Annotated in this window: 22 protein-coding genes and 1 tRNA gene; 11 read left to right on the forward strand and 12 right to left on the reverse strand. The window is 60.8% G+C overall.

Annotation, left to right across the window (positions count from 1 at the left end; all coding sequences use genetic code 11):
- Positions 1 to 4 precede the first annotated feature (4 nt).
- From QSJ80_RS03660 to QSJ80_RS03670, 3 genes are all read right to left on the reverse strand, one after another.
- Positions 5 to 1,741 (reverse strand): N-acyl-D-amino-acid deacylase family protein, encoded by a 1,737-nt coding sequence (locus QSJ80_RS03660; RefSeq protein WP_285762927.1) that lies wholly within the window; start codon positions 1,739 to 1,741, stop codon positions 5 to 7.
- Positions 1,742 to 1,807: 66 nt separating this feature from the next.
- Positions 1,808 to 2,284 (reverse strand): EVE domain-containing protein, encoded by a 477-nt coding sequence (locus tag QSJ80_RS03665; protein ID WP_285762928.1) that lies wholly within the window; start codon positions 2,282 to 2,284, stop codon positions 1,808 to 1,810.
- A gap of 109 nt (positions 2,285 to 2,393) precedes the next feature.
- On the reverse strand, positions 2,394 to 2,669 hold the full coding sequence (locus tag QSJ80_RS03670) for a DUF4242 domain-containing protein (RefSeq protein ID WP_285762929.1): 276 nt from the start codon (positions 2,667 to 2,669) through the stop codon (positions 2,394 to 2,396).
- Between the two features lie 124 nt (positions 2,670 to 2,793).
- Here QSJ80_RS03670 and QSJ80_RS03675 point away from each other — a divergent pair, with 124 nt between their 5' ends.
- On the forward strand, positions 2,794 to 3,723 hold the full coding sequence (locus QSJ80_RS03675; RefSeq protein WP_285762930.1) for a LysR family transcriptional regulator: 930 nt from the start codon (positions 2,794 to 2,796) through the stop codon (positions 3,721 to 3,723).
- A 28-nt stretch (positions 3,724 to 3,751) separates the two neighbouring features.
- Here QSJ80_RS03675 and QSJ80_RS03680 read toward each other — a convergent pair whose 3' ends face one another.
- Genes QSJ80_RS03680 through QSJ80_RS03690 form a run of 3 tightly spaced genes read right to left on the reverse strand, consistent with a single transcriptional unit; the run spans position 3,752 to position 8,477 of the window.
- Positions 3,752 to 6,124, reverse strand: a complete 2,373-nt coding sequence (locus QSJ80_RS03680) for an ATP-dependent DNA helicase (RefSeq protein WP_285762931.1) — start codon at positions 6,122 to 6,124, stop codon at positions 3,752 to 3,754.
- Positions 6,111 to 7,751 (reverse strand): VRR-NUC domain-containing protein, encoded by a 1,641-nt coding sequence (locus tag QSJ80_RS03685; protein ID WP_285762932.1) that lies wholly within the window; start codon positions 7,749 to 7,751, stop codon positions 6,111 to 6,113. Before QSJ80_RS03685 ends, QSJ80_RS03680 begins: the two co-directional genes overlap by 14 nt.
- Positions 7,752 to 7,757: 6 nt before the next feature.
- Positions 7,758 to 8,477, reverse strand: coding sequence for an SIR2 family NAD-dependent protein deacylase (locus QSJ80_RS03690; RefSeq protein WP_285762933.1), 720 nt, complete (start codon positions 8,475 to 8,477; stop codon positions 7,758 to 7,760).
- A 59-nt stretch (positions 8,478 to 8,536) separates the two neighbouring features.
- On the opposite strand from QSJ80_RS03690, the gene QSJ80_RS03695 reads away from it, so the two are divergent.
- From QSJ80_RS03695 to QSJ80_RS03740, 10 genes are all read left to right on the forward strand, one after another.
- Positions 8,537 to 9,355 (forward strand): methyltransferase domain-containing protein, encoded by an 819-nt coding sequence (locus QSJ80_RS03695; RefSeq protein WP_285762934.1) that lies wholly within the window; start codon positions 8,537 to 8,539, stop codon positions 9,353 to 9,355.
- 160 nt (positions 9,356 to 9,515) lie between these two features.
- Positions 9,516 to 9,592: transfer RNA gene (locus tag QSJ80_RS03700), tRNA-Met, on the forward strand.
- Positions 9,593 to 9,995: 403 nt separating this feature from the next.
- Complete coding sequence (rimP, locus tag QSJ80_RS03705) at positions 9,996 to 10,454, forward strand: ribosome maturation factor RimP (protein ID WP_285762935.1); 459 nt, start codon at positions 9,996 to 9,998, stop codon at positions 10,452 to 10,454.
- A gap of 60 nt (positions 10,455 to 10,514) precedes the next feature.
- On the forward strand, positions 10,515 to 12,005 hold the full coding sequence (nusA, locus tag QSJ80_RS03710) for a transcription termination factor NusA (protein ID WP_285762937.1): 1,491 nt from the start codon (positions 10,515 to 10,517) through the stop codon (positions 12,003 to 12,005).
- Positions 12,006 to 12,042: 37 nt separating this feature from the next.
- A complete protein-coding gene (infB, locus tag QSJ80_RS03715; protein WP_285762938.1) occupies positions 12,043 to 14,775 on the forward strand; it encodes a translation initiation factor IF-2 in 2,733 nt (910 codons plus the stop codon).
- A gap of 66 nt (positions 14,776 to 14,841) precedes the next feature.
- Positions 14,842 to 15,264: a 30S ribosome-binding factor RbfA gene (gene rbfA / locus QSJ80_RS03720; protein ID WP_285762939.1), complete on the forward strand. Its 423-nt coding sequence runs from the start codon at positions 14,842 to 14,844 to the stop codon at positions 15,262 to 15,264.
- An 8-nt stretch (positions 15,265 to 15,272) separates the two neighbouring features.
- Positions 15,273 to 16,214: a tRNA pseudouridine(55) synthase TruB gene (truB, locus tag QSJ80_RS03725; RefSeq protein WP_285762940.1), complete on the forward strand. Its 942-nt coding sequence runs from the start codon at positions 15,273 to 15,275 to the stop codon at positions 16,212 to 16,214.
- A gap of 91 nt (positions 16,215 to 16,305) precedes the next feature.
- Positions 16,306 to 16,575: a 30S ribosomal protein S15 gene (gene rpsO / locus QSJ80_RS03730; protein WP_285762942.1), complete on the forward strand. Its 270-nt coding sequence runs from the start codon at positions 16,306 to 16,308 to the stop codon at positions 16,573 to 16,575.
- Positions 16,576 to 16,765: 190 nt separating this feature from the next.
- Entirely contained in the window at positions 16,766 to 18,877 is a 2,112-nt protein-coding gene (pnp, locus tag QSJ80_RS03735) for a polyribonucleotide nucleotidyltransferase (RefSeq protein WP_285762943.1), read from the forward strand.
- Between the two features lie 89 nt (positions 18,878 to 18,966).
- On the forward strand, positions 18,967 to 19,848 hold the full coding sequence (locus QSJ80_RS03740; protein WP_285762944.1) for a D-hexose-6-phosphate mutarotase: 882 nt from the start codon (positions 18,967 to 18,969) through the stop codon (positions 19,846 to 19,848).
- Between the two features lie 48 nt (positions 19,849 to 19,896).
- On the opposite strand, the gene QSJ80_RS03745 is transcribed toward QSJ80_RS03740, so the two are convergent.
- From QSJ80_RS03745 to QSJ80_RS03770, 6 genes are all read right to left on the reverse strand, one after another.
- A complete protein-coding gene (locus tag QSJ80_RS03745; protein WP_285762945.1) occupies positions 19,897 to 20,694 on the reverse strand; it encodes an acyl-CoA thioesterase in 798 nt (265 codons plus the stop codon).
- Between the two features lie 10 nt (positions 20,695 to 20,704).
- On the reverse strand, positions 20,705 to 21,529 hold the full coding sequence (panB, locus tag QSJ80_RS03750) for a 3-methyl-2-oxobutanoate hydroxymethyltransferase (protein WP_285762947.1): 825 nt from the start codon (positions 21,527 to 21,529) through the stop codon (positions 20,705 to 20,707).
- Between the two features lie 13 nt (positions 21,530 to 21,542).
- Positions 21,543 to 22,229, reverse strand: coding sequence for a deoxynucleoside kinase (locus tag QSJ80_RS03755; RefSeq protein WP_285762948.1), 687 nt, complete (start codon positions 22,227 to 22,229; stop codon positions 21,543 to 21,545).
- A gap of 58 nt (positions 22,230 to 22,287) precedes the next feature.
- The gene (gene folK / locus QSJ80_RS03760; protein WP_285762949.1) at positions 22,288 to 22,767 is read right to left on the reverse strand and encodes a 2-amino-4-hydroxy-6-hydroxymethyldihydropteridine diphosphokinase; all 480 of its coding nucleotides are present in this window, start codon (positions 22,765 to 22,767) and stop codon (positions 22,288 to 22,290) included.
- Between the two features lie 7 nt (positions 22,768 to 22,774).
- Positions 22,775 to 24,118 carry a polynucleotide adenylyltransferase PcnB gene (pcnB, locus tag QSJ80_RS03765; protein ID WP_285762951.1) on the reverse strand — a complete coding sequence of 448 codons (1,344 nt, stop codon included), beginning with the start codon at positions 24,116 to 24,118 and terminating at the stop codon, positions 22,775 to 22,777.
- Between the two features lie 717 nt (positions 24,119 to 24,835).
- Positions 24,836 to 26,236 carry a sigma-54-dependent transcriptional regulator gene (locus QSJ80_RS03770; protein ID WP_285762953.1) on the reverse strand — a complete coding sequence of 467 codons (1,401 nt, stop codon included), beginning with the start codon at positions 26,234 to 26,236 and terminating at the stop codon, positions 24,836 to 24,838.
- Between the last annotated feature and the right edge of the window lie 49 nt (positions 26,237 to 26,285).

Here is a 26,285-nt window from a genome sequence, read left to right on the forward strand (position 1 = left end):
TCTCTCACCGTGCCGGGAGAAAGGTCCCAAAGCCTTTTTCCCGGCCCAGCTCCGGCACGATCTCACCGGCATCCAGCGCAATCTTCCCATTGATCAGTACATGCTCAATAACCCCGGGGTTGCGGTTGACCATGCGCTGCAGGCCGAAGTTTTCCATTTCGGCCCACTCCGGTTGTTCCAGCTCCTGATTCAGCTTTTCCGGGTTGATGATGGTAATGTCCGCGCGATCGCCGACGCGGATGGTGCCGGCGTCAATACCGAACCAGTCTGCCTGCTCGCCGGTCAGGCGCCAGATAGCCTTCTCCAGCGGCATGATTTCCTGCCCCTGATCCGCGCTCTCTTTTACCAGTTTCAGGAAGCGCAGCGGGTAGTTATAAAACGCCATATTGCGGATATGCGCGCCCGCATCGGAAAAGGTAATCAGTGTGTTGGGGTTGGTGACCATTTCACTGAGTCGCTTTTTATCGCCGTTGCCGATCACGGTGAACCAGCGCAGTTTGCGCCCGAACTCCACCACGCAATCCAGGAAAAAATCCACCACGTGTTCGCTGCGCTCTGCGGCGACCTCGGCAAAATTGCGCCCGACCAGGGACGGGTCAGGACAATCGAGGATGATGGCGTCGGCAAAGTCCCGTTGCCATACCCGCGGTGATAGCTTCTCGCCGTAGAATTTGCGGAAGTTCCTGCGGTAATCCCTGTCCTGTAGTAGTGCGTTGCGTTCCAGCTGGTCCTTCAGGTCCAGTGCCATCTCTCCAGCACCGAACTCCTCGAAAATGACCACATCCATGCCGTCGGCATAGACGGAGAACGCCGACGGCAGCAGTTGCCAGCGAAAGTCGCCGCCGAGCAGGTTGGTGAACCATGCAGACAGCGCAGCCATCGGCCGTACCGTGGCATTGCCCTTGAGGTCGAGCATCGAGATCAGGGTGGTCTTCAGCGGCTTGCCGAACCAGCGGATGGATTCGCCGAGGTACTGGAAAATCTGTAACGGATTGGCGGCATTGGGCGCGCCCTGGTGCACGCGGTTATAGCGGCGCAGGATTTTGTTAAGCCGGCGAACCTCTTTCCAGCGTGCGTAGGTGCTGGGCAGGCTCCTGGACCAGGCACGCTCGCCATCGAGTTTGTCCCACTTCAGGCACATAGTGGATAGCCCCACGAAACCCTGCTGCATGGCTTCATCGAGGCAGGCCTCCATACGCTGCATTTCTTCGGCGCTCGGTGTCACCGAGCGATCGGTGGCGCGCAACAGGCCCATGGTGGCGACACGCAGGTCGCTGTGGCCCAGCAGTGAGATGACGTTGGCTCCCATCGGTTGCGCGCGTACGAATTCCACCCACTCGCTCGGGCTGCTCCAGCGCTTGTGCTGCTGCAGGATAGGCAGCACTTTCTCGCGTGGTACCGTCTCCACACGCGTAAACAGGTCCGAGGCATCCTCCGCTTCGGAGCAGACCATGCTCAGCGAGCAGCTGCCCACCAGCACGGTGGTGACGCCATGGCGGACGGATTCGGACAGGCTGGGGGATACAATCAGTTCGGCATCGTAGTGGGTGTGCGTATCGATAAATCCTGGCGCGACCCAGCGGCCGTGGGCATCGATCACCTTGCTCGCACGCCCGGGGTCGAGGTTGTCCCCGGTTTCGCAAACGCGCCCGTCGCGGATGGCGATATCGCAGATTTGTGAGGGGCCGCCGGTACCGTCAAGATAGCGGCCGCCCCGGATGAGGATGTCGTACTGGCGCATGGCGCGAATTCCGTTATTTATAGTTATCGGAATATCTTACCTGCGTGGGCCGCCACAGGGCCAGCGCTACAGGCCGGGCCCTGCGCCGGTGCCGAGCTGCAGCAGCAGGGACCATTCGGCCGCGGTTACCGGCTGGATCGACAGCCGCCCCTGTTTCACCAGCACCATGTCGGCGAGCGCCGGGTGCTGCTTGATTTCAGCCAGTGGTACGGCACGCGCAAATTGCGATTGCCAGCGTATGTCGACGCAATACCAGCGCGGGTTTTCGTCGCTGGCTTTGGGGTCAAAGTAGGGGCTTTCGGGATCGAGCTGGGCCGGGTCGGGATAGGCCGCGCGCATAACCTCGGCAGTACCCACCACGGCAGGCACCTTGCAGGCGCTGTGGTAGAACAGCACACCGTCGCCCGCATTGACCTTGTCACGCAGGAAGTTGCGCGCCTGGTAGTTGCGGATGCCGTCCCAGCGCCCGGTCTGGTCCGGTTCTGAGGCCAGGTCGTCAAGGCTGTATTCGTCCGGTTCGGACTTGAATAACCAGTAGTTCAAAGCTTGTGCCCACGTTTCGTCGTGCTGTCGGGAGCACAATGGTAGCGGCTTAATTGCTTTGCAGGGAGGGGTGGCCCCACCGGCTGGCGCCGGCGGGGCTTGCTGCCAATCAGTTGTTGGCGGTCAGGGGGTCGATGATCTGCGGGATTTCGGTGATCTTGCCCACCGGGATACCGCTGATCTCGCCGTGGTCCAGGATTGCCTTCTCGTCTTCCGCCAGGTAGATGCAGTAAGTCTTGTCGCCGGCCACGTAACTGTGCTGCCACTGGATGCGCGGGGTAAGGTGCGCCAGGGCCTCGTTGGACGCGCGTGCCGCACCGCAGAGTTCAGTCAGGGACATGGCACCGATGCCGGGGATATCTCGTTCGATCATGAAGCGTTTCATTGTTATTCCTCAAAATTTGTCAGTGGTTGGTCCGTATCGCGATGATTGAATTGTTTACCGTGAAGGCCGGCCCGACAAGGCAGAATATCTTTACCCGACTAAAGAAAATCTTTATCTTGGGTGCATGATTCGACTGACACACCTGAACAGCCTGCAGGCGCTGGAAGCTGCGGTTCGTTGCGGCTCGCTGAAGCGTGCAGCGGAAGAGCTGGGTATTACGCCAGCTGCCTGCGGCCAGCGTATCCGGGCGCTGGAAAACTATCTGGGTACGCCGCTGCTGACGCGCAATAGCGCTGGTATCAGCCCAACCCCGGCCCTGCTCGTTGCGCTCGAGGACCTGAAGGCGGGCTTTGCATTGCTGGGATCTGCCGGGGAACACCTGCGCATGCCCAACAGCAATCGCCTGCAGATTGCCGCCGATGAAGACTGGCGTGAACTGTGGCTGCTGCCAAGGCTGGGCGGATTCCGGCAGAAGTATCCGGAGCTGGAGCTTGAGTTCCCGGACGATACCGGTGCACCGGGCCAGGCGGATTTGGTGATTCGCCTGCAGGCGCCCGGGAGCGGCGTCGAGTTGTTTCGCGACTACATATTGCCGGTGATTTCACCGATCAACCGTGCGCGGATCGGTATCGAGCCACTGGAGCAGCGCCTGGAGGGTTTCCCGCTTCTGCACCTGGACTGCTATGAGGCCGTAGCGGGCGTGATCGACTGGCCAGCCTGGATTGCACGCTTTGGTCACCGTGCCACGGGTGCCGAGCGCGGTGTGCGTTATTCGCGGGTAGTGCACGGGCTCAAGGGGGTGCGCTCCAACGCTGGCGTCCTGCTGTGTGGTCTGGCACTGGTTTCGGTGCAGGTGCGCTCCGGTGATCTCGTGCTGCCGTTTCCGGTAGCAGAGGGGGCCTGGGCCAAACATGCCTACCATCTGCACGTGAACGGGGATGCAAATCGCGGTCCTGTGCGTTTGTTTGTCGACTGGCTGGAGAAAGAAGCGGCCGCTACGCGTACAGAAATGCGCGCGACACTGGAGGCTGCGCAGGCAGAGAGCCCTGCCTGATTTTTGCCATTCACGGCAGCAAAAGGCATTAGTCGTGCGCTGATTGCGCCCAGAATGCGCTGAGGTAACCTTGTAGTTGTTGGCGCGCCGTGCACGCGCAAACCTGCCATTGCCGCGGGATCAGCTGGCGATAGGCCGGCTGGCGAAAGCGCGGGTCAACCAGAACCACCACCCCTCTGTCGCTCTCTGAGCGGATCACGCGGCCAGCGGCCTGCAGCACCCGGGTAAAGCCCGGATACTGGAAGGCAAAGGCATAACCGTCCAGCCCCGCATCATTGAAATGGCGCTGCATCTGCTTGCGGGTTTCGTCCGGTTGCGGCATGCCCGCGCCCACCACGATAGCGCCAGTCAGGGCGTCCCCTAAAAAGTCCACGCCCTCACCGTACACGCCGCCCATGATGGCGAAGCCCAGCAGCGCGCCACTGTGTTCGAAGAACTGATTCAGGTAGGCCTCGCGCTCCTCCGGTGAGCTGTTGCGCTGTTGCACTGCGGTGGCGATATCCGGGTAGGCCCCGGAGAAAAAATCGCAAACCGATTGCAGGTACTGATAGGAAGGAAAAAACACCAGGTACTTACCTGCGCGAGCGCGGTACACGGCTTCGATAGTCCGTGCGAGTTCGGGCAGGGAAGCATCGCGTTGCTGCCAGCGGGTATCAATATAGTCGCAGCGCAGGGTGAGCTGGTTTTCCGGTGAGAATGCCGGCGGCAGGCTGGTGCAGCCGGTGTCTTGCGGGAGTCCCATGGTCTGGCGGTAGAAGTCCAGTGGCAGCAGGGTAGCGGAGAAGCCAATGGTGGCGCGGGCATTGCGATAGCGCCGTGCAAGCTGCCCGGACGGATCGAGACACTGGATGGCAATTGTTTTCTTGCGTTTTTCTTCCCGGATGCTTGCGTAAAAATTTTTATCTAGCAGTTGTGCGATGGTCACGAAGCGCAGCAGTTCCCGGGACCACTCCGCCAGCCGGCGCGGGCGCTCGTCCTCGATCAGTGAGTGTTGTCCGGGCACGATGGCAAGTTCCGGGTTTGCCAGTGCAATGATCGCTTCCTCAATACGTTTTATAAGGGCATCGGGTATCGTTTCCGGTGCTTCCTGCGCGGGCAGGCGATTGACACTACTGGCGACGCGCTTGACGATTCTCGCGGCCTCGGGGAAGTCCGGCTCCAGCTCGCGTGCGAGCTGTTGGGCGGCCCTCGCATCGAGAAGGGCGGAGTGCATGTCGCGGGCCCGGTCGGGCAGGTTGTGGGCCTCGTCGATGAGCAGGGCGCGTGTGCCGGGGTTTTCCTCGAGCCCGGTCAGGGCAACCAGCGGATCGAAAAAATAGTTGAAGTCGCAGACAATGATCGGCCACCAGCGCAGTAATTGGAGGCCCAGCTCGAAGGGGCAGATCCCATGGCGGTCGGCAATCTGGCGCAGGTTGTCCGGGGTGAGCTGGCCTGCCTGCAGGCAGTCGATCCGGGCCTCGGGCAGGCGATCGAAAAAGCCGAGGGTACGTACGCAGGTGCCCTCTGCGTCCAGGCAGCTGCTGGCGGTCTCCGGCAGGCGGCAGGGACAGGTCTGGTCCTTCGCCTGGATGACGAGGAAATCGAGGGATTTGCTCGCAGACATACTGTCGATCGCATCACGGGCGGCGATGCGCCCGGAATTCTTGGCCGTCAGGTAGACCGCCTGCTCGACATGCCCCGCCCCCATGGCTTTGATGGCGGGAAACAGTGCACTGATGGTTTTTCCCGTACCCGTAGGCGCCTCCACCAGCAGCGCACCCCGGTCGCGGCAACTGCGGAATACGGCTGCGGCAAATTCGCGCTGGCCCGGGCGGAATTTACCGTGCGGGAACGTGAGCGAGCGCGCGGCATCGTGCATCGCTTCGCGGCGCTGCTCCACAAGCTTGTGCCATGCGAGGTAGCGCTCGAGCAGCTCGATACCGTGCTGCGCAAGCTCGGAAAAGTTGTCGATACTGGTGTCGCTGTAGGTCCTGTTTTCCACCAGGTTGTGCCAGCTTACCCGTGAGGCGATGGGTTGCTCGCCGGGAAAATCCTGCTGGATGCCGTAGAGCCAGGCATACAGGCGGGCCTGCGCCAGATGCAGCGCCTTGCTGCTCTCCGGCAAGCGTTCGGGCGGGAAATAACTGGTCTTGATCTCTTCGATGATCGGTGGGCTTGCGATTTCGTTGACCAGGTCGGCGCGGCCCTTCAGCAGCACCCTGTAGGGCTGGTGCTCGACGGTTGCCTTCAGGCTGAATTCTGCCTGCCAGTCGGCGCCGCGCTGTCCCTGTACCTGCTGGTGCCCGCGGATGCCTTCCAGGTTGGATGGGCCCGCGGTACGTGCACCGTGCAGGTCGCCCGTGCGTGCCGAGAACTCGGCGAGTTCGCGCACGCTCAGCGTGATGGCCCTAGCGCCATTCAACGTTGATGACCTTGTGCGGAATCTGGTGGGCTTCGAAATGCTGCATCCAGCGCAGCTGGTTTTTTTGCAGGCGATCGCCAGGCCCTTTTACTTCCAGCAGTTCATAGCCCCCATCAGCGGGGAAGAAAATAAGGTCTGGAAGTCCTGAACGGTTTTCCCTTGGCGCGCGCCAGATGCGCGAAAAAACCGCCGCCCAGTGTGCTGCAGGTATCCGTTCCAGCGCGCTCTGAATCAATTCCGGGCTGAGCATTTCCCAGGCCACGAACGGGTTGGCGATACCCTGTTTTTCCTGCCAGCGTTGAATTAATTCATCAGCTAGCTGTTTTGGCCGTGTAAAGTCTACTTCCGGGTCGCGCCACTGCGCCCCGCGCAGGGACAGAAAGTCTGTTTCGTACAGGTCGTGTGGGCGGTACTGGAAGGGGTTGGTAAAGGCGCCCGCCGCCGGCGCGAAAATCAGGTCCCAGTAGTAAAGGCCGAAAATACCGCCGAACAGGGTGTTCTCGACATAGTGGCACTCGCCATTGGCATCGAGATGGGCCGCAACCCCGGCCTCCACACCGTACTCATCCTGATCCAGCCGGATCAGCGCATCGGGGGGTATGTATTTCTGTGGCTGCGGCCACGGAAGTTTATTTTTGCGGGCGGTGCGATAGCCGAAGTCCGCAGCGAAAAACTGTTCTTCCTCGGAGCGCGGCGATGCCAGCATGTCACCGCATAGCTTCAGGGACGCCCCGATTTCTCCGGCCTTGCTCATCAGGCGCGCGCGGCGTTCGCGTGCGGGCGGCGCCATGCAGCGCTCATACAGGGTTACTGCCTCTGCGGGTGCATCGAGACGTTCCAGCTGGCGGGCGAGGGCAAGGCGATCACGCTCCACTTTTTTGCACAGCAGGCGACTGCCGTTACCCAGTTGCTGCAAGCTGTTTTCATATTCCAGGATTCCTTCCGGCTGGCCCGCCAGAACCTCCTCTCGCAGGTCACGCAGGCGATAATAGTCCAGCAGTTCTTGCAGCTGTTCACGGTTTTCTATCAGGCGCGTGTCGCGGTCGATGCGATAGTTTTCGAAGCGGTACAGGCCGAGGTCGCGCAGCACAAATTCGGTCAGGTCCTGGTGCAGGTTGCCGAAATAAAGCAGCTTGAACGTATCGAACCAGGCCGGTTGCCGCAGCTCGATGATGGTAGAGGGCAGGCAAGGCCTGTCGCCGCTGTAAATGTTGCGCAGTTCCGCATCGAGCTCGGCGCGCTTCAGAGCACGTAGCGCCCTCAACTGTTCGGTACTTACCTTGTCGGCCAGGGTATGCAGCCATTCCGGCTTGCTGTACAGCCCGGCCACCGCTTCGACCGGTAAATCCGGGTCCAGCCGCACCAGGCCGGCCGCTTCAAGTGTTTGCGCACTTTGTGCGGTATCGGCAATTTCAGCGTATTGCAGCCTGTCGAGCCGGAACAGGTTGCCGCGGCGCATCAGCATGCGCACGTACCGCATCTGCGCCTGTGCAGGCAGTGCGCGCAGGGTGCTCACCTGATGGCGCTCGGTATCATTCAGCAGGTCGTCATGATGCGCGCGCACGTGGTCCACGAGGCCGCAGAAATTACGGAAATAGTAATCCGGGGGCAGGTCGGGCGTGCTCATCCGGGCCTAAGCCTGCTGCTCGCGCACGTAGGCTGATGCCCGCATACGATGGTAGGTGACATTGCTGAGGGGCACCGGTACCGGCTCGGGGTCGACAACTTCCACCGGCGTATCCAGTTCCCGCGCAATCATCAGCGCCATCTGGGTGATGTTGACGCTGAACGAGGTACCCATAAATACGATGCGGTCTGCCTCGAACATGCGCTGTTGCGCCTCGCTGATGCCGTAATTGTCGGTGTAGAGCTCATCGAACAGCAGTACATGGGGCTTGTACGAATGGCCGAGGCGGGGCGCACCGTCGATGCGGAACAGTGCCAGCAGGGAGTCGGTCAGGTGCGCTTCATCGACCCGGTCCCAGGGGGCGTCGATCATTTCGGCCGGTAGCTCCTCGTCGTCGAACAGCGCCATCTTGTCGATGCGCCCATGTATCGCGACATAATCCGTGTTGCCGGCCTTGCCGTCGAGGCCGTCGATATTCTGGGTGATCAGGTTCTTGTCCGCGAGCCAGTGGTGTACCTCGTTGGGACCGTGGTTGCGGTAGGCCACGAAGCGCTGGTAATACCAGCGCAGGAATTCTGCCGGGTTGTCGCGGTACATGCGCCTGGTGGCCATTTCCTGAGGTGTGTAGTTGGTGCTGCCGATGGTCCAGTAGCCGTCGCGCCCGCGAAATGTGGGAATGCCGCTTTCCGCGCTGACGCCCGCCCCGGTAATGTAGAGTGTGTTCATTTCGTGCCCCCGCTCAAGCGGGTATTATGCCGCAGGAACAAGGGAATTGGGGGTGGCGTTTGAGCGGTGAACGATCGCGCGAGGATCGCAATTTCGACGATCTGGTCCAGCATTTTGAAAGCAAAGTCTACGGCGGGCGCAAGGGCGCCATCCGGCTTGCGGTGTTGCGCCGCGACCTGGAGCGGTTGCTGGATGCCAGGCCGCCTTCCGCAGCGCCACTGCGGGTACTGGATATCGGTGGCGGGCTGGGGCAGCTGGCGTGCTGGCTGGCAGGCCGGGGTCACCGGGTAACCTACAATGACCTTTCCGATTCGATGTTGTTGCGCGCGCGAGAGCACGCGCGCAATGCCGGGCTGGAGGACCGTATTACCTGGCACGGCGGGCCCTATCAGTCGCTTGTGCAGGGGCTAGTGGAAACGGCGGGTGAGCCCTTTGACCTGGTCCTGTGCCACGCATTGCTCGAATGGCTGGCGGAGCCGGAAGCGCTATTCCCGGTTTTGAACCGGCTGGTCGCGCCCGGCGGGCACCTCTCCCTGTGCTTTTATAATCCGGCGGGCAAGACCATGCGCAACCTGGTGGCAGGTAATTTCCTGGCGCTGCAGCGGCAGGCGCGTGCAGACGATGGCAGCCTGACCCCAAACAGCGCCATGACCCTGGATCTGGTGCAGGCGCATCTCGCCAGCGCGGGATTTGGGGTGGAAGCCCGTAGTGGCCTGCGGGTATTCAATGACTATGTATTCGAGCGACGTGGCGGCAACGCGGATGACAATGCGGTGATCGAGATGGAGCTACTGCACTCGGACCGGGAGCCGTTCTGGCGCATAGGCCGTTACCTGCACCTGCTGGCCAGGGCCGAAGCTGCCGGGGCAGCGCGCTGATTTGCCGCGGAAAAGGCCTTTGGCGCGGCTATAATTGGGCAACCGTAGCGTGTGAGGGCCCTGTCGGAGCCCCGGGCCTGACTTGACGCGGCGGGTACAGGTGCATAGAATGCGCACCCTTAATTGCGGTTGCTGTTTCAGGCGCCGTAGACGAGATTGATGCGGGGTGGAGCAGCCTGGTAGCTCGTCGGGCTCATAACCCGAAGGTCGTCGGTTCAAATCCGGCCCCCGCTACCAAATCGAGATTGGTGACTGAGGTCCCAGAGACAGCCCGGGTCGGGCTCCCTCTCTACCTCAGGCGGCATATCCGGCGAAGGTCGACGGATTATTCCGGCCCCCGCTACCAATTCGCAATCAGCATTGACTGATTGTCAGGTCGTCAGAGGCATTGGTGTAGTCACCAGTCTTCGCTACCATGTTTATCTGGCGGCTACAGGTGCCGGCAGAGTGTCTGCACCGTCCGGTGCGCGTTGGAGGCCCCTTTTCAGGGGCTTTTTCGTATTCGTCCGGTACGGTGGTTTAGTTGTCAGCGGGGTGCAGCTCCGGCTGGCGTGTCGCGAATGGGCCAGGAGTCAGCCTGCAGGCACGATGCCAGCGGTGTTGTTTCCTCTGCCCATTTTTTGTTTTTAGAGGTATGGCAATGGCAGGTAAGCAAGACCAGTTGCGTGATTTGCTGGCTCCGGTGGTGGAGTCGCTGGGCTGCGAGCTCTGGGGTCTCGAGTATATGACCCACGGTCGTAATGCGACCCTGCGACTGTATATCGACAGTGAGAACGGTATTGGCGTGGAGGACTGCGAGCGCGTCAGTCGTCAGGTTAGTGCGGTCATGGATGTAGAGGATCCGATCAGCGGCGAGTACACGCTGGAGGTTTCCTCCCCAGGACTGGATCGCCCGCTGTATACGCTGGCCCAGTATGAACAGTTTGTCGGTGCGCAGGTGGAGTTACGCCTGCGCATGCCGCTGGAGGGGCGCCGCAAGTGGCGTGGCCTGCTGGCGGGCGTCGAGGGGCAGGAAGTGATCCTGCGCATCGATGCAGAGAATGAATACCTGTTGCCGATCGATAGCATCGAGAAGGCAAATGTAGTGCCCACTTTCTGAGTAGAGTGGCACCAGGGAATTTGGTTTGAAGTTTCAACGTGGCGTGAAAGAGGCAGCTGCATGAACAAAGAGATCTTGCTGGTAGCCGAGGCGGTTTCCAACGAGAAGGGAGTCGACAAGGACATCATCTTCGAAGCGATTGAAGTGGCGCTGGCGACAGCGACCAAGAAGCGTTATGACGAGGATTCCAATATCACCGTCAATATCGATCGCCTGTCCGGTGACTACGAAACCTTCCGTACCTGGGAGGTTGTCGACGACGATACCCTCGCAGAGCTTGGTACCCAGTTCACGCTGGAAGAAGCCCACGAAAAGGATTCGGAGCTGAAGGCCGGTGACGTTTACCAGGAGCAGGTGGAGAACGTCGAATTTGGCCGTATCGCGGCGCAAACCGCCAAGCAGGTGATTGTGCAGAAGGTCCGTGAGGCCGAGCGCGCCAAGGTTGTGGAAGAGTACCGCGACCGCGTGGGCGAGCTGCTCAGCGGCACCGTCAAGAAAGTTACCCGCGAGTTCATCGCGGTCGACCTGGGCAACAATGCCGAGGCGCGCCTGCCGCGCGACCAGCTGGTTGGCCGTGAGATTTTCCGTCTGGGTGACCGCGTACGCGCGATCTTGAAGGAAATCGACGCAGAGGCACGTGGCCCGCAGTTGATGATGAGCCGTTCCTGCCCGGAAATGCTGATCGAGCTGTTCCGCATCGAGGTGCCTGAGATTTCCGAGCAGGTGATCGATATTCGCGGCGCAGCCCGTGACCCGGGCTCCCGTGCCAAGATCGCTGTGACCACCAACGACGGCCGTATCGATCCGGTGGGCGCCTGTGTCGGCATGCGCGGCGCGCGTGTACAGGCGGTTTCCAACGAACTCGGTGGTGAGCGCGTGGACATCGTGCTGTGGGACGACAACCCGGCCCAGTTCGTCATCAACGCCATGGCCCCGGCCGAGATCGAGTCCATTGTGGTGGACGAGGATGCCGGCTCCATGGACGTGGCGGTTGTCGAAGACAACCTGGCGATGGCGATTGGTCGTAACGGCCAGAACGTGCGCCTGGCCTCTAACCTCACCGAGTGGCAGATCAATGTCATGAGTGTCGAGGAGTGGCAGCAGAAGCAGGAAGCGGAATCTACCAGCATCGTGCAGCTGTTTATGGATCGCCTCGAAGTCGATGAAGAAATAGCTGAAATCCTGGTGGAAGAGGGTTTTACTTCCCTGGAGGAAGTGGCTTACGTACCGCTGGAAGAAATGCTCAATATCGACGGCTTCGATGAGGATATCGCCGAGGAGCTGCGCAACCGCGCCAAGGATGCGCTGCTGACTCAGGCCCTGGCCAGTGAGGAGCAGCTGGATGCGGCCGAGCCGCAGGAAGACCTGCTGAATATGGAAGGCATGGACCGTCACCTGGCGTATCTTCTCGCCAGTCGCGGTGTGGCTTCGATGGAAGACCTGGCAGAGCAGGCGGTAGACGACCTGCTGGATATCGAAGGTATGGATCAAGAGCGCGCGGCTGCGTTGATTATGAAAGCCCGCGAACCCTGGTTTGCCGATGATGAATAAATAGAAGTCGGCAAGACTGAGGAATTGAGGATCAAGAATGGCAGAAGTAACAGTTAGCGAACTCGCCAAATCGGTAGGCGCCAGTGTAGAGCGCCTGCTCAAGCAGATGAAGGATGCGGGGCTCTCTCATACGAGTGCGGACGCCCTTGTGTCTGACACAGAAAAGCAGACACTGCTGAACTTTTTGAAGAACAGTCACGGCGAGAAGCCTGTGGAAGCCCCGCGCAAGATCACGCTGAAGCGCAAGACCACCACTACCCTGAAGACCGGGTCCGGTGCCGGGCGCAAGACCGTCAATGTTGAGGTGCGCAAGAAGCGTACTTACGTGAAGCGTAGCCCGGAAGAGCTGGTGGAGCAGGCGGCAGCGGCAGAGGCTGCAGAAGCCGAAGAACGTGCGGCGGAAGAGGCTCGCGCCCAGGCCGAAGCGGAGGCCAGGGCAGCAGAAGAGGCTGCCATACTGGCTGCCGAGAAGGCCGCTGCAGAGGCCGCTGCGAGGGCAGCCGAAGAAGCTTCCGCTTCTGAAGCCACTGCCGAAGAGGCGCCGGCGGAGAAAGAGGCGGCTGAAAAGCCGGCCGAGCCGGTGCGTTCCAGCTATGTGGACGAAATTGAGCAGATGCGCATTGCCGCGCGCGAGCGCCGCCGCGTTGAAGATGAAGCCAAGCACAAAGAGCAAGAGGAAAAGCTCAAGCAGCTGGCAGCCAACCGCGAACGCGCCGAGCGCGAGGAAGAAGAGCGCAAAAAGGCTGCGGCCAAGAAGGACGAAGCTGCAAAAGGCCCGCGTCGCTTGAAGACAGCCGCGCCGGCAGAGCCGGCTAAGGATGATGACGACGACAAGCGCCAGTCCCGCAAGCGTCGCGGGCCGAAGACCGGCCCGAAGAAGTCGGGCAAGGCCGAACTCTACGCGCTTGCCGAAGACGACCTCGACGATGGCCTTGGTAAAGGAACGCGCACCCTGAAGCGTTCTGCACTCAAGGGTCGCAATGAACATGGGTTCAAAAGACCCACAGGAAAACAAGTGTACGAAGTATCCGTTGGCGAAAGCATCTCTGTTGGCGATCTCGCCCAGCAAATGAAGGTCAAGTCCGGTGAGGTCATCAAGCGCCTGATGAAGATGGGCGTGATGGCGACCATCAACCAGGAAATTGACCGCGATACGGCACAGCTGCTGATCGAGGAGATGGGCCACAAGTTTGTGGAACGTTCCGAATCTGTTCTGGAAGACAAGCTGGTGGCGGAAGTCAGCGAAGCCAAGGGCGAAACCGTAGCGCGTGCGCCCGTGGTTACCGTCATGGGTCACGTCGACCACGGTAAAACGTCCCTGCTCGACTACATCCGTAAAGCCAAGGTCGCTTCCGGTGAGGCGGGCGGTATTACCCAGCACATTGGTGCTTACCGGGTGAAGACCAGCCAGGGTGAAATTACCTTCCTGGATACCCCGGGCCACGCCGCGTTTACCGCCATGCGTGCACGCGGTGCCCAGAGTACTGACGTGGTGATCCTGGTTGTGGCGGCGGACGATGGCGTAATGCCGCAGACCGAAGAGGCCATCAACCATGCCAAGGCCGCGGGCGTGCCGCTGGTTGTCGCAATCAACAAGTGCGACAAGGAAGCCGCGGACCCGGATCGGGTCAAGAACGAGCTGGCTGCGAAAGATGTCATCCCGGAAGACTGGGGTGGCGATACGCAGTTCATCAACGTATCGGCGCACACCGGTGAGGGCATTGAGGAACTGCTGGAAGCGGTCTCCCTGCAGTCCGAGCTGCTGGAACTGAATGCCGAAGTAGGCGTACCTGCACGTGGCGTTGTGGTTGAGTCCCGTGTCGAGAAAGGTCGCGGTGTTGTCGCCACCCTGCTGGTACAGAGCGGTGACCTCAAGCGCGGCGATATCGTGCTGGCCGGCCAGAGCTATGGCCGCGTGCGCGCCATGACCAACGAGCTGGGCAAGCAGGTCAAGGATGCGGGCCCGTCCGCACCGGTCGAGCTGCTGGGTCTCGATTCCGCACCGGCAGCCGGTGACGAGTTCATGGTCGTGAAAGACGAGCGCAAGGCCCGCGAGGTTGCGCAGGAGCGCGCCGACGCAGAGCGCATTGCGCGTCAGAAGCGCCAGCAGGCAGCCAAGCTGGAAAACATGTTCGCCAATATGGGCGAGGGCGAGAAGAAGACTCTGCCTGTGGTTATCAAGGCGGACGTGCGCGGCTCCCTGGAAGCGATTCAGTCTGCACTGGCAGATGTGGGCAACGAGGAAGTTTCCGTCATGGTGGTCAGCGGCAGCGTCGGCGGTATCACCGAGAACGACGTCAACCTGGCACTCACTTCCGGCGCCATCATCATGGGCTTCAACACCCGCGCCGATGCCGGTGCGCGTGCACTGGCCGAGAAAGAGCAGGTAGAAATCCGCTACTACAGCGTGATCTACAACCTGCTGGATGAAGTGAAGCAGGCCCTGAGCGGCATGCTGGATCCGGAAATCCGTGAAGATATCGTCGGGATCGCAGAGGTGCGCGATGTATTCCGCTCACCGAAGTTTGGTGCCATTGCAGGCTGTATGGTTACCGAGGGTACCGTATACCGCAACAAGCCAATCCGCGTTCTGCGCGACAACGTGGTGATCTACGAGGGCGAACTCGAGTCACTGCGCCGCTTCAAGGACGACGCCCAGGAAGTCCGCAACGGTATGGAGTGTGGTATCGGCGTTAAGGACTACAATGACGTCAAGCCCGGTGACCAGATCGAAGTCTACGAAGTCGTCAAGGTTGCACGCGAGCTGTAACCATTACCTGCGGCCCGCAGTGCGGGCCGCAGGACTCTACCTTTCAGATTTTTCAGGTAACCCCTATTGGCAAGAGAATTTCACCGTACTGATCGCATCGCCGACGCCATGAAGCGCGAGCTGGCGCAGCTGATCCAGAACGAAATCCGCGACCCGCGCGTCGGCATGACCAATGTCAATGACGTCGAGGTCAGTCGCGACCTCTCCCATGCAAAGGTCTATGTGACCTTCGTTGGCGAGGATGACGCGAAGAAAATCGAGGACGGCGTGCAGGTGCTGAACCGCGCCGCCGGCTTCCTGCGCAGCCAGCTGGCTGGCAGTATCCAGATGCGCGCCATGCCGCGCCTGAGCTTCCGCTACGATGAGACTTCCGTGCGTGGACAGCAGCTGTCGGCACTGATCGACAAGGCTGTGGCTGCAGACCGTAAGGACCTCGATGAGGGCGAAGACGGCCAGCAGGACGACAACCAGGAAAAGAGCCAGGACTGAGACGCGGTATGGGTCGAAGACCAAAATGGGGCCGCCAGATCGATGGCGTGCTGCTGCTGAACAAGCCCCTTGGCGTCAGCTCGAATGACGCCTTGCAGAAGGCCAAGCGCCTGTTTTTTGCCAACCGCGCCGGCCACACCGGTGCGCTGGACCCGCTAGCAACCGGTGTACTACCGATCTGCTTCGGCGAGGCCACCAAGTTTTCCCAGTACCTGCTCGACGCCGACAAGCGCTATCGCAGCACCTTCCGGTTTGGCACGGCCACGGAAACCGGTGATTCCGATGGCGATGTGGTCAGTCGCACCGATGCATCCGCGCTGACAGAGCAGGCGGTGCGCGAGGCGATGCGCGCGTTCGAGGGCGAGATCGAGCAGGTGCCGTCCATGTACTCGGCACTCAAGCATCAGGGCCAGCCGCTGTACAAGCTGGCGCGGCAGGGCATTACCGTGGAGCGGGAAGCCCGGCCAGTCACAATTTTCCATTACGAGCTGCTGGCGTTTCGCCCCGGCCGCCATGCCGAGGCAGATATCGAGGTACATTGCTCCAAGGGCACCTATGTACGCACCCTGGCCGAAGATCTCGGTGAGGCGTTGGGCGTCGGGGCGCACGTGGCAATGCTGCACAGGAGCGGCGCAGGCCCGTTTGTGGAAGCCGATGCCGTGACCCTGGAGGAGTTGCAGCAGGAACGCGGCGAGGGGCCCGCAGAGGTACTGGATCACCACCTGCTGGCGGTGGACACACCTGCCGGCCATCTGCCGGAGCTGGTGCTGCCGGAAGACTCCTGTTACTACCTGCGCCACGGCAACCCGGTCATGGACAATCAGGTCTACCGTATCGGCGAAGAAGGTGATATGGTGCGCCTCTTCTCAGAAAGTGGCGATTTTCTGGGCGTTGGTGAAATCACCGACGACGGGCGCGTCGCGCCAAAACGCCTGGTGGCTGGCAGTTGATGAGCTGTCCACACCAGAATCACGACTAGCCAGTCTGTAAATATGCACGGAATGGCTGAATCTTTAAGGCATATTGACGAGGTATATCGTTATGGCACTGACTGCCGCAGAAAAAAGCGCAATCCTGGGCGAGCACGCCCGCACTGAAGGCGACACCGGTTCTCCTGAAGTTCAGGTTGCACTGCTGACCGCTAACATCAACAAGCTGCAGGGGCACTTCTCCTCGCACAAGCAGGATCACCACTCCCGTCGTGGCCTGATCCGCATGGTAAACCAGCGTCGCAAGCTGCTGGACTACCTGAAGAGCAAGGACCTGGGTCGCTACGCTGCCCTGATCAAGAAGCTCGGTCTGCGTCGTTAAGACAAGCTTTAAAAAGGTGCCCGCAATAGCGGGCACTTTTTTTATTGGCCCCCGGTAAAGGGGTAACGGGTCGAAGGCTGATATAGAGCCCGAGGCTCGCGACTCACCGCTGTCGATGTAAATACACGGTGTTGGTCGCAAGGCCAGGCGGGGCAATGGGGCCCCACTGGCAGGAAAAGGAAAGAGAAAAGTGAATCCAGTAATCAAGACATTCCAGTTTGGAAATGACGAAGTAACCATCGAAACCGGGCGCGTTGCGCGCCAGGCCTCCGGCGCCGCGCTGGTGACCATCGGTGAAACCGTCGTGCTGACCACCGTTGTAGGTGCCAAGGAAGCAAAGCCGGGTATGGACTTCTTCCCGCTGTCCGTGCACTACGTGGAAAAAGCCTACGCAGCCGGCAAGATCCCGGGTGGCTTCTTCAAGCGTGAAGGCCGTCCGTCAGAGAAAGAAACCCTGACTTCCCGCCTGATCGACCGTCCTATCCGCCCGCTGTTCCCGAACGGCTTCAAGAACGAAGTTCAGGTCATGTGTACCGTTATTTCCGCGGACAAAAATGTGGACCCGGATATTGCGGCAATGATCGGTACTTCCGCGGCACTGTCTGTGTCCGGTATCCCGTTTGCCGGCCCGATCGGCGCTGCGCGCGTCGGTTACACCCAGCAGGACGGTTACATCCTGAACCCGGGCTACAAGGCCCTGGCAGAGTCCGAGCTGGACATGGTTGTGGCCGGTACCAAAGAAGCGGTACTGATGGTTGAGTCCGAGGCAAAAGAACTGCCGGAAGACATCATGCTGGGTGCGGTGCTGTTCGCGCACCAGGAAATGCAGCCGGTGATCCAGGTATGTGAAGAGCTGAAAGCAGAAGCTGGCAAGCCGACCTGGGACTGGCAGCCGGAGTCTGTGAACGAAGCGCTGGTTTCCGCGCTGGATTCCCAGTTTGGTGCAGACGTGGCGGAAGCCTACAAAATTACCGACAAGCAGGCGCGCTACACCCGTCTGGGCGAGATCCGCAGCGCTGCGGTAGAAGCCCTGGCCAGTGACGAAGACGAAGTGCCGGCGGAGCTGGTAAAAGGCTACTTCGGCAAGCTCGAGAAGAAAACCGTGCGTGGTGCTGTTGTACGTGGCGAGCCGCGTATCGATGGCCGCGACAGCAAGACTGTGCGCCCGATCTCCGTGGAAGTCGGCGTACTGCCGAATACCCACGGCTCTGCACTGTTCACCCGTGGTGAAACCCAGGCGCTGGTCGTGTCTACCCTGGGCTCCACCCGTGACAACCAGATCATCGATGCGCTGGAAGGCGAGCGTAAAGACTACTTTATGCTGCACTACAACTTCCCTCCGTACTCCGTAGGCGAGTGCGGCCGTGTTGGTGCAACCGGTCGTCGTGAAATCGGTCACGGCCGCCTGGCGCGCCGCGGTGTTGCCGCGGTTCTGCCGAAAGAGGAAGACTTTCCGTACACCGTACGTGTGGTTTCCGAGATCACCGAATCCAACGGTTCCAGCTCCATGGCTTCCGTGTGTGGCTCCTCCCTCGCCCTGATGGACGCGGGTGTGCCGCTGAAAGCGCCGGTTGCCGGTATCGCCATGGGCCTGGTGAAGGAAGACGAGGGCTATGCGGTCCTCACCGACATCCTCGGTGACGAGGATCACCTCGGCGATATGGACTTCAAGGTAGCGGGTACTGCCAGCGGCGTAACTGCGCTGCAGATGGATATCAAGATCGAAGGCATCACCGAAGAGATCATGGAGACCGCGCTGGAGCAGGCGCTGCACGCACGTCTGCACATCCTTGCGGAAATGAACAAGGTGATCTCCGAGTCCCGTTCCACCATCAACGAGAACGCACCGCGTTACGCAACCCTGAAGATCCACCCGGACAAGATCCGCGATGTGATCGGCAAGGGCGGCGCGACCATTCGTGCGATCACCGAGGAAACCGGTGCGACCATCGATATCGAAGACGACGGTACCGTGAAGGTATTCGGCGAAGACGGTCTCGGCCTGGAAGCGGCTGTGACCAAGATCGAGGAAATCACCGCGGAAGCCGAAATCGGCGCGGTTTACGAGGGCACGGTTGTGCGCATCGTGGACTTCGGTGCATTCGTGAACTTCCTGCCTGGTAAGGATGGCCTGGTGCACATCTCCCAGATCGCGGAAGAGCGTGTAAACGCAGTGACCGACTACCTGAGCGAAGGCCAGGTGGTGAAGGTACGCGTTCTGGACGTGGACCAGCGCGGTCGTATCAAGCTTTCCATCAAGGAAGCGCAGGAGCAGGCAGGCGACGCGGCAAGCGCCGAGTAAGCTGTTGCTCTGAACCGAGAAAGCCCGCGCATGCGGGCTTTTTTGTGGCCGGGATAAAACCGGCCGCAGGAATTTGTTACAGGGAGTAAATGATTTTGCAGTTGGGTGAATTGGCCTGCAGTGGCGTCAGTGTGACAGACTCAGGTGCGCTATACGACAAACCGGGCCTCGAGTTGTTACTGGTGGAAACCGAAGCCTGCCGCGCGGTGATCGGACTGCAGGGCGCGCAGGTGCTGGAGTTCCAGGCAGCAGGGGCCGAGCCATTACTGTGGCTGAGCCCGCGCGCTGAGTTTCGCGCAGGGGTGTCGGTGCGCGGCGGTGTACCCGTCTGTCTGCCCTGGTTCGGTATCAACAGGGAAGATCCGGAAAAGCCCAAGCACGGTTTTGTGCGTAACCATGACTGGCAGCTCGCCAGTGCGCAGCAAAGCGACGGGCGCGTTATGCTCGATTTTGAATACGATCATGCCGGTGACGCGCTTTTTGCAACGCCGTTTCATTGCGCGTTGACCATCAGCCTGGGAGACTCGCTGGAATTTTCTCTCAAGGTGGAAAATACAGGTGAAGCTCCATCCGAATTCAGCTGGGCGCTGCATACCTATTTCTCAGTGCCGGATATTGCCAGCGTGCAGGTTGGCGGGCTGGATGGCCTGAGCTACCTCGACAACACCGACGGCCTCGCGCGCAAGCGCCAGGACGGCCTGGTGCATTTCAGTGGTGAAGTGGACCGCGTGTACGAGAATTGCGGCCCTTTGCAGCAGATCTTCTGCGGGCGTACCATCGAATGCCGCAGCGACCTTTGCGATTCCGTCATCGTCTGGAATCCGGGCGCGGTACTGGCGAATACGGTGGCGGATATCGGTGCGGATGGTGCGCGCGGCTTCGTCTGCGTCGAGCACGGTAATGCGTTTGAAAACAGCTGGACCCTCACTGCGGGAGAGGTGCGCAGGGCGCAGTTGCGCCTTAAGGGGTAGAGGGATGCATTTGCGCCTCAAGGGGCGTCTCGGCGGACAAAGAAGTGCTCAGGCGAATACTGTTATTGCCTGGCGGGAGAAGGCCACGAGCTTACCATCCGGGTTCCACAGGCGGGCACCGGCCACACCGTAGCCATCGGCGGCCTGTTCGAGTTCCGCACTGTAGCGCCACCAGTCGCCGGCGCTGAATGCGGGCATGGGCTCGATAAATTCCAGGTTCCAGGTCAGGGAGCTGGTCGGGGCGGGCTGGCTGAGCATCGGCAAGAGTACCGGCGGCCAGGCATCGATAAGTGCCAGCAGGTGGCCGATGCCGACCGGTGCTGACGCATCCCCGGGCTCGCTAAAGCGCACCCAGCCCCCGAGTACTGTTTCTTTGCTGCCGCTGAACGGCAGTTGCCCTTCGGTAATGCGGTAATCGAATTTTTGCGTGAACTCCGGCACCAGCCCCTCGAGGTAGGGTAACGCCTGCCCCTGTTCCGCTGCTGCAGTGGCCGGCGCGTTTGCCGGCTGCAGTGCAGTTGCGGAGCTGCGCGGTGCGCCGAAGCTGGCCAGGGCCGCAAGTACCGGTGCGCCACCTTGATGGATACGCCCCTCTACCTGGGTGACAGAGCGCCCGGCGCGGAGAATTTCGCTGCGCAGCTCCACTTCGCCGGATGTGGCGGGCGCGACAAAGGAAACGGTGAGGGCGCGCAGGCTGCTACCGGCGTCGACTTCGGCCGCCATGCGTTCGTACAGCATGGCCGCTACCAGGCCGCCAAAGGTGGCGCGACCCTGGCCCCAGCCGCCGGGGATATTATGTGCGGCACCGGTTTCGCGGCACTGCGCCATCAGGTCAGAAAACTGCACGGCCTTTGCCTCAGCTGAAAGTGTGTTCTTCGGCCGGGAAAATCCCGCTTTTCACATCCGCGGCGTACTTGCGCAGTGCGCCGGGAATATCACCGGCCTCCACCAGGAAGTTCTTGGAAAATTTTGGAGGCTGCTCGGTAAGCCCGAGAATATCGTTGATCACCAGTACCTGGGCATCGCAGTCGCGGCCCGCGCCAATGCCGATCGTCGGCATGGAAACCGCCGCGGTAATCCTTTTTGCCAGCTCTGACGGCACGCATTCGAGTACCAGCAGGTCCGCGCCGCACTGGTCCAGCAGCTTGGCGTCGTTGAGTATCGCTTCGGCCTGGGTGTCGTCCCGGCCCTGCACGCGGAAGCCGCCGAGCTTGTTGACGTACTGTGGCGTGAGACCCAGGTGGGCGCACACCGGGATGCCGCGCTCGGACAGCATTTCCACCGTGTCCGCCAGCCAGGCACCGCCTTCCAGTTTCACCATATGTGCGCCGGCCTGCATGATGCGGGTGGCATTCTCCAGTGCCTGGGTTGGGGTGCCGTAGGTCATGAACGGCATGTCGCCCATGATCAGGGACTTGTTGTTGCCGCGACGCACCGCCTCTACGTGGTAGATCATCTGCTCCATGGTCACCGGTACGGTGCTGTCAAAGCCCAGCACGGTCATGCCGAGGGAGTCCCCCACCAGCAGCACCTCGACCCCGGTCTTCTGCGCCATGGCCGCCATGGGGGCGTCGTACAGGGACACGGTGATGAACTTCTCCCCGTCCGCCTTCATGCGGCGCAGGGTGTTGATGGTGATGGGTTTTTCCAGCGCCGTCGGCGCAACACTTCCGTAAGGCATAGGGGCTCCGTACCTAGCGACTGCGCGGGTTGTAGTAGTGGCGGCCGCTATTTGTATTGAGGAGGGTTTCCACCAGCTGGCGGTAGTCTTCATCGTTATTGATGATGTCGATGTCCGCGCAATTGACGATCAGCAGGGGCGTGGCGTCATAGTAGTGGAAGAAATTGGTGTAGGCGTCGTTCAGGCGCGCCAGATAATCCGGGGTGATGTTCTGTTCAACCGCAACACCGCGCTTGCGAATGCGTGATTGCAGCACACTCACCGGAGCCTGCAGGTAAACCACCAGGTCCGGCTGCGGTGCCTGCAGTGTCAGCTGCTCATAGACCTGGCGGTAGAGGCGCATCTCGTCCTCATCCAGGGTGACACTGGCAAACAGCTGGTCTTTCTCAACGATAAAGTCTGCGACGCGGGTGGGGGCGAACAGGTCTTCCTGGCGCAGGGACTGGATTTCGCGCGAGCGCTGCAACAGGAAGTAGAGCTGGTTGGGCAGGGCGGTTGCGGGGTTGCCCTGGTAGAACTTTTCCAGGAACGGGTTACTGCTGGCGTCTTCCAGCAGGGTGTCGTAGCCGAGGGTCAGCGCCAGCCGCCGGGCCAGGCTGGTCTTGCCGCTGCCGATATTGCCCTCGATGGCAATGTAACGCGGCACTGTGCGCCCGGTGAGATCCGGGTGCCATTCGCTCTCCAACTGTTCTGTCGCCATGGACACTCCTGTGGTTGGCTGTGCTGCTTCCGGTATTCGCTGCAGCACGCGATGGCGCTCAATCCTCGAGCTTTTGCAGCGCATTCTCCGGTGCGGCTTTCAGTAACACCTGTACCGATTCACCCGAAGGAAGATACAGGTCCGGCGCCAGATCCGCCAGTGGTTGCAGGACAAAGTTGCGTTCCGGAATGCGCGGGTGTGGCACCTGCAGGCGCTCGCTGTCGATTATGCCATCGCCGTAAAGGAGGATGTCCAGGTCCAGGGTGCGTGCACCCCAGCGCAGGGTGCGTACCCGGCCGTGGGCCTGCTCGATGGCCTGCAGGGCATCCAGTAGCGCCTCCGGCTCCAGTGCGGTTTCCAGTTCTGCCACCGCATTGACGTAATCCGGCTGCCCCTCAGGGCCTACCGGGGCACTGCGGTACAGCGGTGAGCGGCGCAGCAGGTGCGTATGCGGGATTCGGTCCATGGCTTCGCAGGCGCTCAGCAGCTGCTGGCGCGGCTGTTCGAGATTGCTGCCAAGGCCGATAAAGGCGCGCACGGTGGTCTTACTCGCCGGACGGGCTTTTCTTGCGGCGTGGGCCGCGCCTGCGCCGGCGCTTTGCGGGGCCGCCGTCGCGGACATTGCGGCTCATGGCCTCGCGCTCGTCCTCGTCGGCCTCCTGGTAGCGGGTCCACCACTCACCCAGGCCCGCTTCCAGCTCACCACTCTCTTCGCGCAGCAACAGGAAATCGTAGCCGGCGCGGAAGCGCGGGTGCTCCATCAGCTGCTGTGCGCGCTTGCCCTCGCGACGTGGCAGGCGCGCCTGCAGGTCCCAGATCTCGCGCATGGTCAGGATGAACCGCTTGGGAATGGCGGTGTGTGCCATCTGGTGGCCTATCACTTTCTGGGCTGCTTGCTGTATGGCGGGGATCTCGGGCAGGCCGCGCTGCAGCTGGCGGTCGCGCTCGCGCAGCAGCGCAGGCCACAGCAGGGTGGCGAAGATAAATGCGGGGGTAACACGCAAATCGCGGCGAATCCGGTCATCGGTATTGCGCATGCCCTGGCGTGTCAGCTTCTCTGCGACCGGGTCATCCAGCACCGCGGCACTCTGCGGGAACAGGTGTTGCCACAGGCCGTACTCCACCAGTAGCTCGAAAGTGCGCTCGGCATGGCCGGCCATGAGTAATTTGAGCACTTCCTCGAACAGGCGCGCCGGTGCGATATTGCGCAGCAGCGGTGCCAGTTCTGCCAGCGGCTGCGCGGTCTTTTTCTCGATATCGAAGTCCAGCTTGGCCGCAAAGCGCACGGCGCGGAGCATACGCACCGGGTCTTCCTTGTAGCGGGTTGCCGGGTCGCCGATCATGCGAATCAGGCGGCGCTCGATATCGTCGATGCCGCTGGTGTAATCGTGAATCTCGAAGCCCTTGCTGGTGTAGTAAAGGGCGTTGACTGTGAAATCCCGGCGCAGTGCGTCACTGCAGATGTCACCGTAGACGTTGTCGCGCAGCAGCATGCCTTCCTCGGACTGCTTGGCGGTCTTGTCGTCACCTTCGGTATGGTGGCCGCGGAAAGTGGTGACCTCGATGATCTCGCGGCCAATGCGGGCATGCACGATGCGGAAGCGGCGCCCGACAATGCGGGCTCCGCGGAACAGGCGCTTGGTCTGCTCGGGGGTGGCATTGGTGGCTACATCAAAATCCTTGGGGTGTCCGCCGAGGAGCAGGTCGCGTACGCCGCCGCCGACGATATAGGCTTCGAAGCCGGCTTCCTGCAGGCGTCGCATGACGGTCAGGGCCGCCTTGCTGATGTCCCTGCGGGAAAGGTTGTGGCCGTCCCGGGTAACGATGGTCGGCTCGATGGTGGCGGGATTGCGCCGACGGGAGAAGGCGCGAATCAGGCTTTTTAACATAAGTACCGGTACTTCTTGCGGCGGCACATGCCTCTGCTGTCAGGTGTCGCGCACTGCAAGGGTTTAGCTCAATAATTGGCCGGGGATTCTACCACAGGGGATGGGGTGTTTCAGGGAAAGAACTGGCCGGAGAGGCTTGCGCCTCTCCGATAATAGGAATTTTTATTGTTTTTAAGTCTTTTTATTGTGAAGGGGGGAGCTGCTTCCTTGCGCTATCGCTTGCCTTTCGGCAAGGCCCTCTCCCGAGTACAATCAGTCAGTTTTAACGCGCTTGTCGTTATTATTCTTGTTGTGCTTTTATTCTTGTTTATTGTTATTTTTTGAAATTTTATTCTTATTTTTCAGTCATTGAGCCGTTAAATTTTCTTATTGTTATTCGTTAGCTCAGCCAAACACCTTTATTGTTATTGTTAGTTGTTCTCAGGCTTCAAGTTGTTACTTATTTTTATTATTTGTTGTTTTTATTGTACGCGCTCTAGATAGCAGCATGTGTGCCAACTTCTAAAAAGTATAATAAAAACAATAGGTTAAAGTGTTTAGAAGTGTTTTGACGCCCGTTGGAGACTGTGATTTCGTTACCAATTGTTCCGGAACTGTTACTCCTTCTGGGTGAGGGGTAACACACACCCGCGGGTAACGCGGGTAACAATGACCCGGCCCTGAATCGCAGGCACAAAAAAGGCGGCCTGGGGCCGCCTTCGGGTTGTCTGGGTTTGCCTAGCCCTCGGCCTCAGCCTCGGCGGCGCGTTTGCGTTTGCTGCGCGGGATGCCCAGTTTCTGGCGCCGCTCCCACAGGCACTTGCGGCTGACGCCCAGCTTCTTGGCCAGCTCGGTTTCGCTCATGGTGTCCTGGTTCTCCAGTACGAAGCGCGCGAAGTAGTCCTCCAGCGAGAGGTCTTCCTTCGGGTCCTGGTGGCGCGGGCGCGCGCGGTGCACCAGCACGTCATCGTCCTCCACCGGCACCAGGTCCAGCTCGATATCCAGTACCTTGTGGTCGATTTCCTTGCGGCCCGGATCCGTAAGGATCACAGAACGCTGCAGCGCATTTTCCAGCTCGCGCACGTTACCCGGCCACGTATAGGTGGTAATGGCCTGGATGGCCTCGGGGGACAGGCGCAGGGTGGCGCGGCCCTGCTTGCTGCAGTATTTCTCCAGCAGGTGCTCGGCAATCGCCATCACATCCTTGCCCCGCTCGCGCAACGGCGGCAGGGTCAGCTGCACCACATTGATGCGGTAATAGAGGTCGTCACGGAACTTCTTTTGCTGGCACAGCTGGCGCAGGTTGCGGTGGGTGGCCGCCACCAGGCGTACATCCACTTTGCGCGATTCGATCGAGCCGATGGGGCGCACCTCACCTTCCTGCAGCACCCGCAACAGGCGCGCCTGGGCTTCCAGCGGCAGTTCGCCGATTTCGTCCAGGAACAGGGTGCCGCCATCGGCGGCGGCAATCAGGCCCTCGCGGGCACTCTGTGCACCGGTAAAGGCCCCTTTCTCATGGCCGAACAGCTCGGCTTCGATCAGGGTCTCCGGGATGGCCGCGCAGTTGACGGAAATCAGGGGTTTGTCGGAGCGCCGGCTCTCCTCGTGGATCGCGCGCGCAACCAGCTCCTTGCCGGTGCCGGTTTCGCCGTGCACCAGTACGGTGGCGTCGGAGGGGGCCACCTTGTGAATGCGGCTGTAGAGGTCGCGCATCACCGGACTGGAGCCGATCATGCCGGCAATGCCGCTGGCATTGGCGTTGGGCTTCGGTGCCGCGGCGCGACTGCGCTCGGCCTTGCCGATCACGCGCCTTACCGTAGCCACCATCTCGTCATGGTCGAATGGCTTGGCTATATAGTCCGCTGCGCCCATGCGCATGGAGTCCACCGCGGAGCGCAGGCTTGCATAACTGGTCATGATCAGGACCGGCACGTCGCCGGCCATCTTGATCAGGTCGGTGCCGGGCGCGCCGGGCAGGCGCAGGTCGGAGATAATCAGGTCGACATCGGCCAGGCGGTAATTGGCGGTGGCTTCACGTACTGACCCGGCTTCGCTCACCCGGTATTTGTGGCGCTCCAGCAACTTGCGCAGCGCGGTGCGGATGATGGCTTCGTCCTCGACGATCAGGATGTGACTCATGTGTTACGCCTGGTTACAAATTAGTCAGCGGGCGCCTAGTTTTACCGCA

It is taken from the genome of Biformimicrobium ophioploci (genome assembly GCF_030270605.1).
Classification (GTDB): domain Bacteria; phylum Pseudomonadota; class Gammaproteobacteria; order Pseudomonadales; family Cellvibrionaceae; genus Biformimicrobium; species Biformimicrobium ophioploci.

Excerpts from the sequence above, each read along its gene's own strand:
- QSJ80_RS03755 (WP_285762948.1), bottom strand. The coding sequence starts at position 22,229 with ATGGCGACAGAACAGTTGGAGAGCGAATGGCACCCGGATCTCACCGGG.
- panB (WP_285762947.1), bottom strand. The coding sequence starts at position 21,529 with ATGCCTTACGGAAGTGTTGCGCCGACGGCGCTGGAAAAACCCATCACC.
- nusA (WP_285762937.1), top strand. The coding sequence starts at position 10,515 with ATGAACAAAGAGATCTTGCTGGTAGCCGAGGCGGTTTCCAACGAGAAG.
- QSJ80_RS03685 (WP_285762932.1), bottom strand. The coding sequence starts at position 7,751 with ATGAGCACGCCCGACCTGCCCCCGGATTACTATTTCCGTAATTTCTGC.
- rpsO (WP_285762942.1), top strand. The coding sequence starts at position 16,306 with ATGGCACTGACTGCCGCAGAAAAAAGCGCAATCCTGGGCGAGCACGCC.
- pcnB (WP_285762951.1), bottom strand. The coding sequence starts at position 24,118 with ATGTTAAAAAGCCTGATTCGCGCCTTCTCCCGTCGGCGCAATCCCGCC.
- rimP (WP_285762935.1), top strand. The coding sequence starts at position 9,996 with ATGGCAGGTAAGCAAGACCAGTTGCGTGATTTGCTGGCTCCGGTGGTG.
- QSJ80_RS03670 (WP_285762929.1), bottom strand. The coding sequence starts at position 2,669 with ATGAAACGCTTCATGATCGAACGAGATATCCCCGGCATCGGTGCCATG.
- QSJ80_RS03690 (WP_285762933.1), bottom strand. The coding sequence starts at position 8,477 with ATGAACACACTCTACATTACCGGGGCGGGCGTCAGCGCGGAAAGCGGC.
- QSJ80_RS03660 (WP_285762927.1), bottom strand. The coding sequence starts at position 1,741 with ATGCGCCAGTACGACATCCTCATCCGGGGCGGCCGCTATCTTGACGGT.
- truB (WP_285762940.1), top strand. The coding sequence starts at position 15,273 with ATGGGTCGAAGACCAAAATGGGGCCGCCAGATCGATGGCGTGCTGCTG.
- QSJ80_RS03770 (WP_285762953.1), bottom strand. The coding sequence starts at position 26,236 with ATGAGTCACATCCTGATCGTCGAGGACGAAGCCATCATCCGCACCGCG.
- infB (WP_285762938.1), top strand. The coding sequence starts at position 12,043 with ATGGCAGAAGTAACAGTTAGCGAACTCGCCAAATCGGTAGGCGCCAGT.
- QSJ80_RS03740 (WP_285762944.1), top strand. The coding sequence starts at position 18,967 with ATGATTTTGCAGTTGGGTGAATTGGCCTGCAGTGGCGTCAGTGTGACA.
- QSJ80_RS03675 (WP_285762930.1), top strand. The coding sequence starts at position 2,794 with ATGATTCGACTGACACACCTGAACAGCCTGCAGGCGCTGGAAGCTGCG.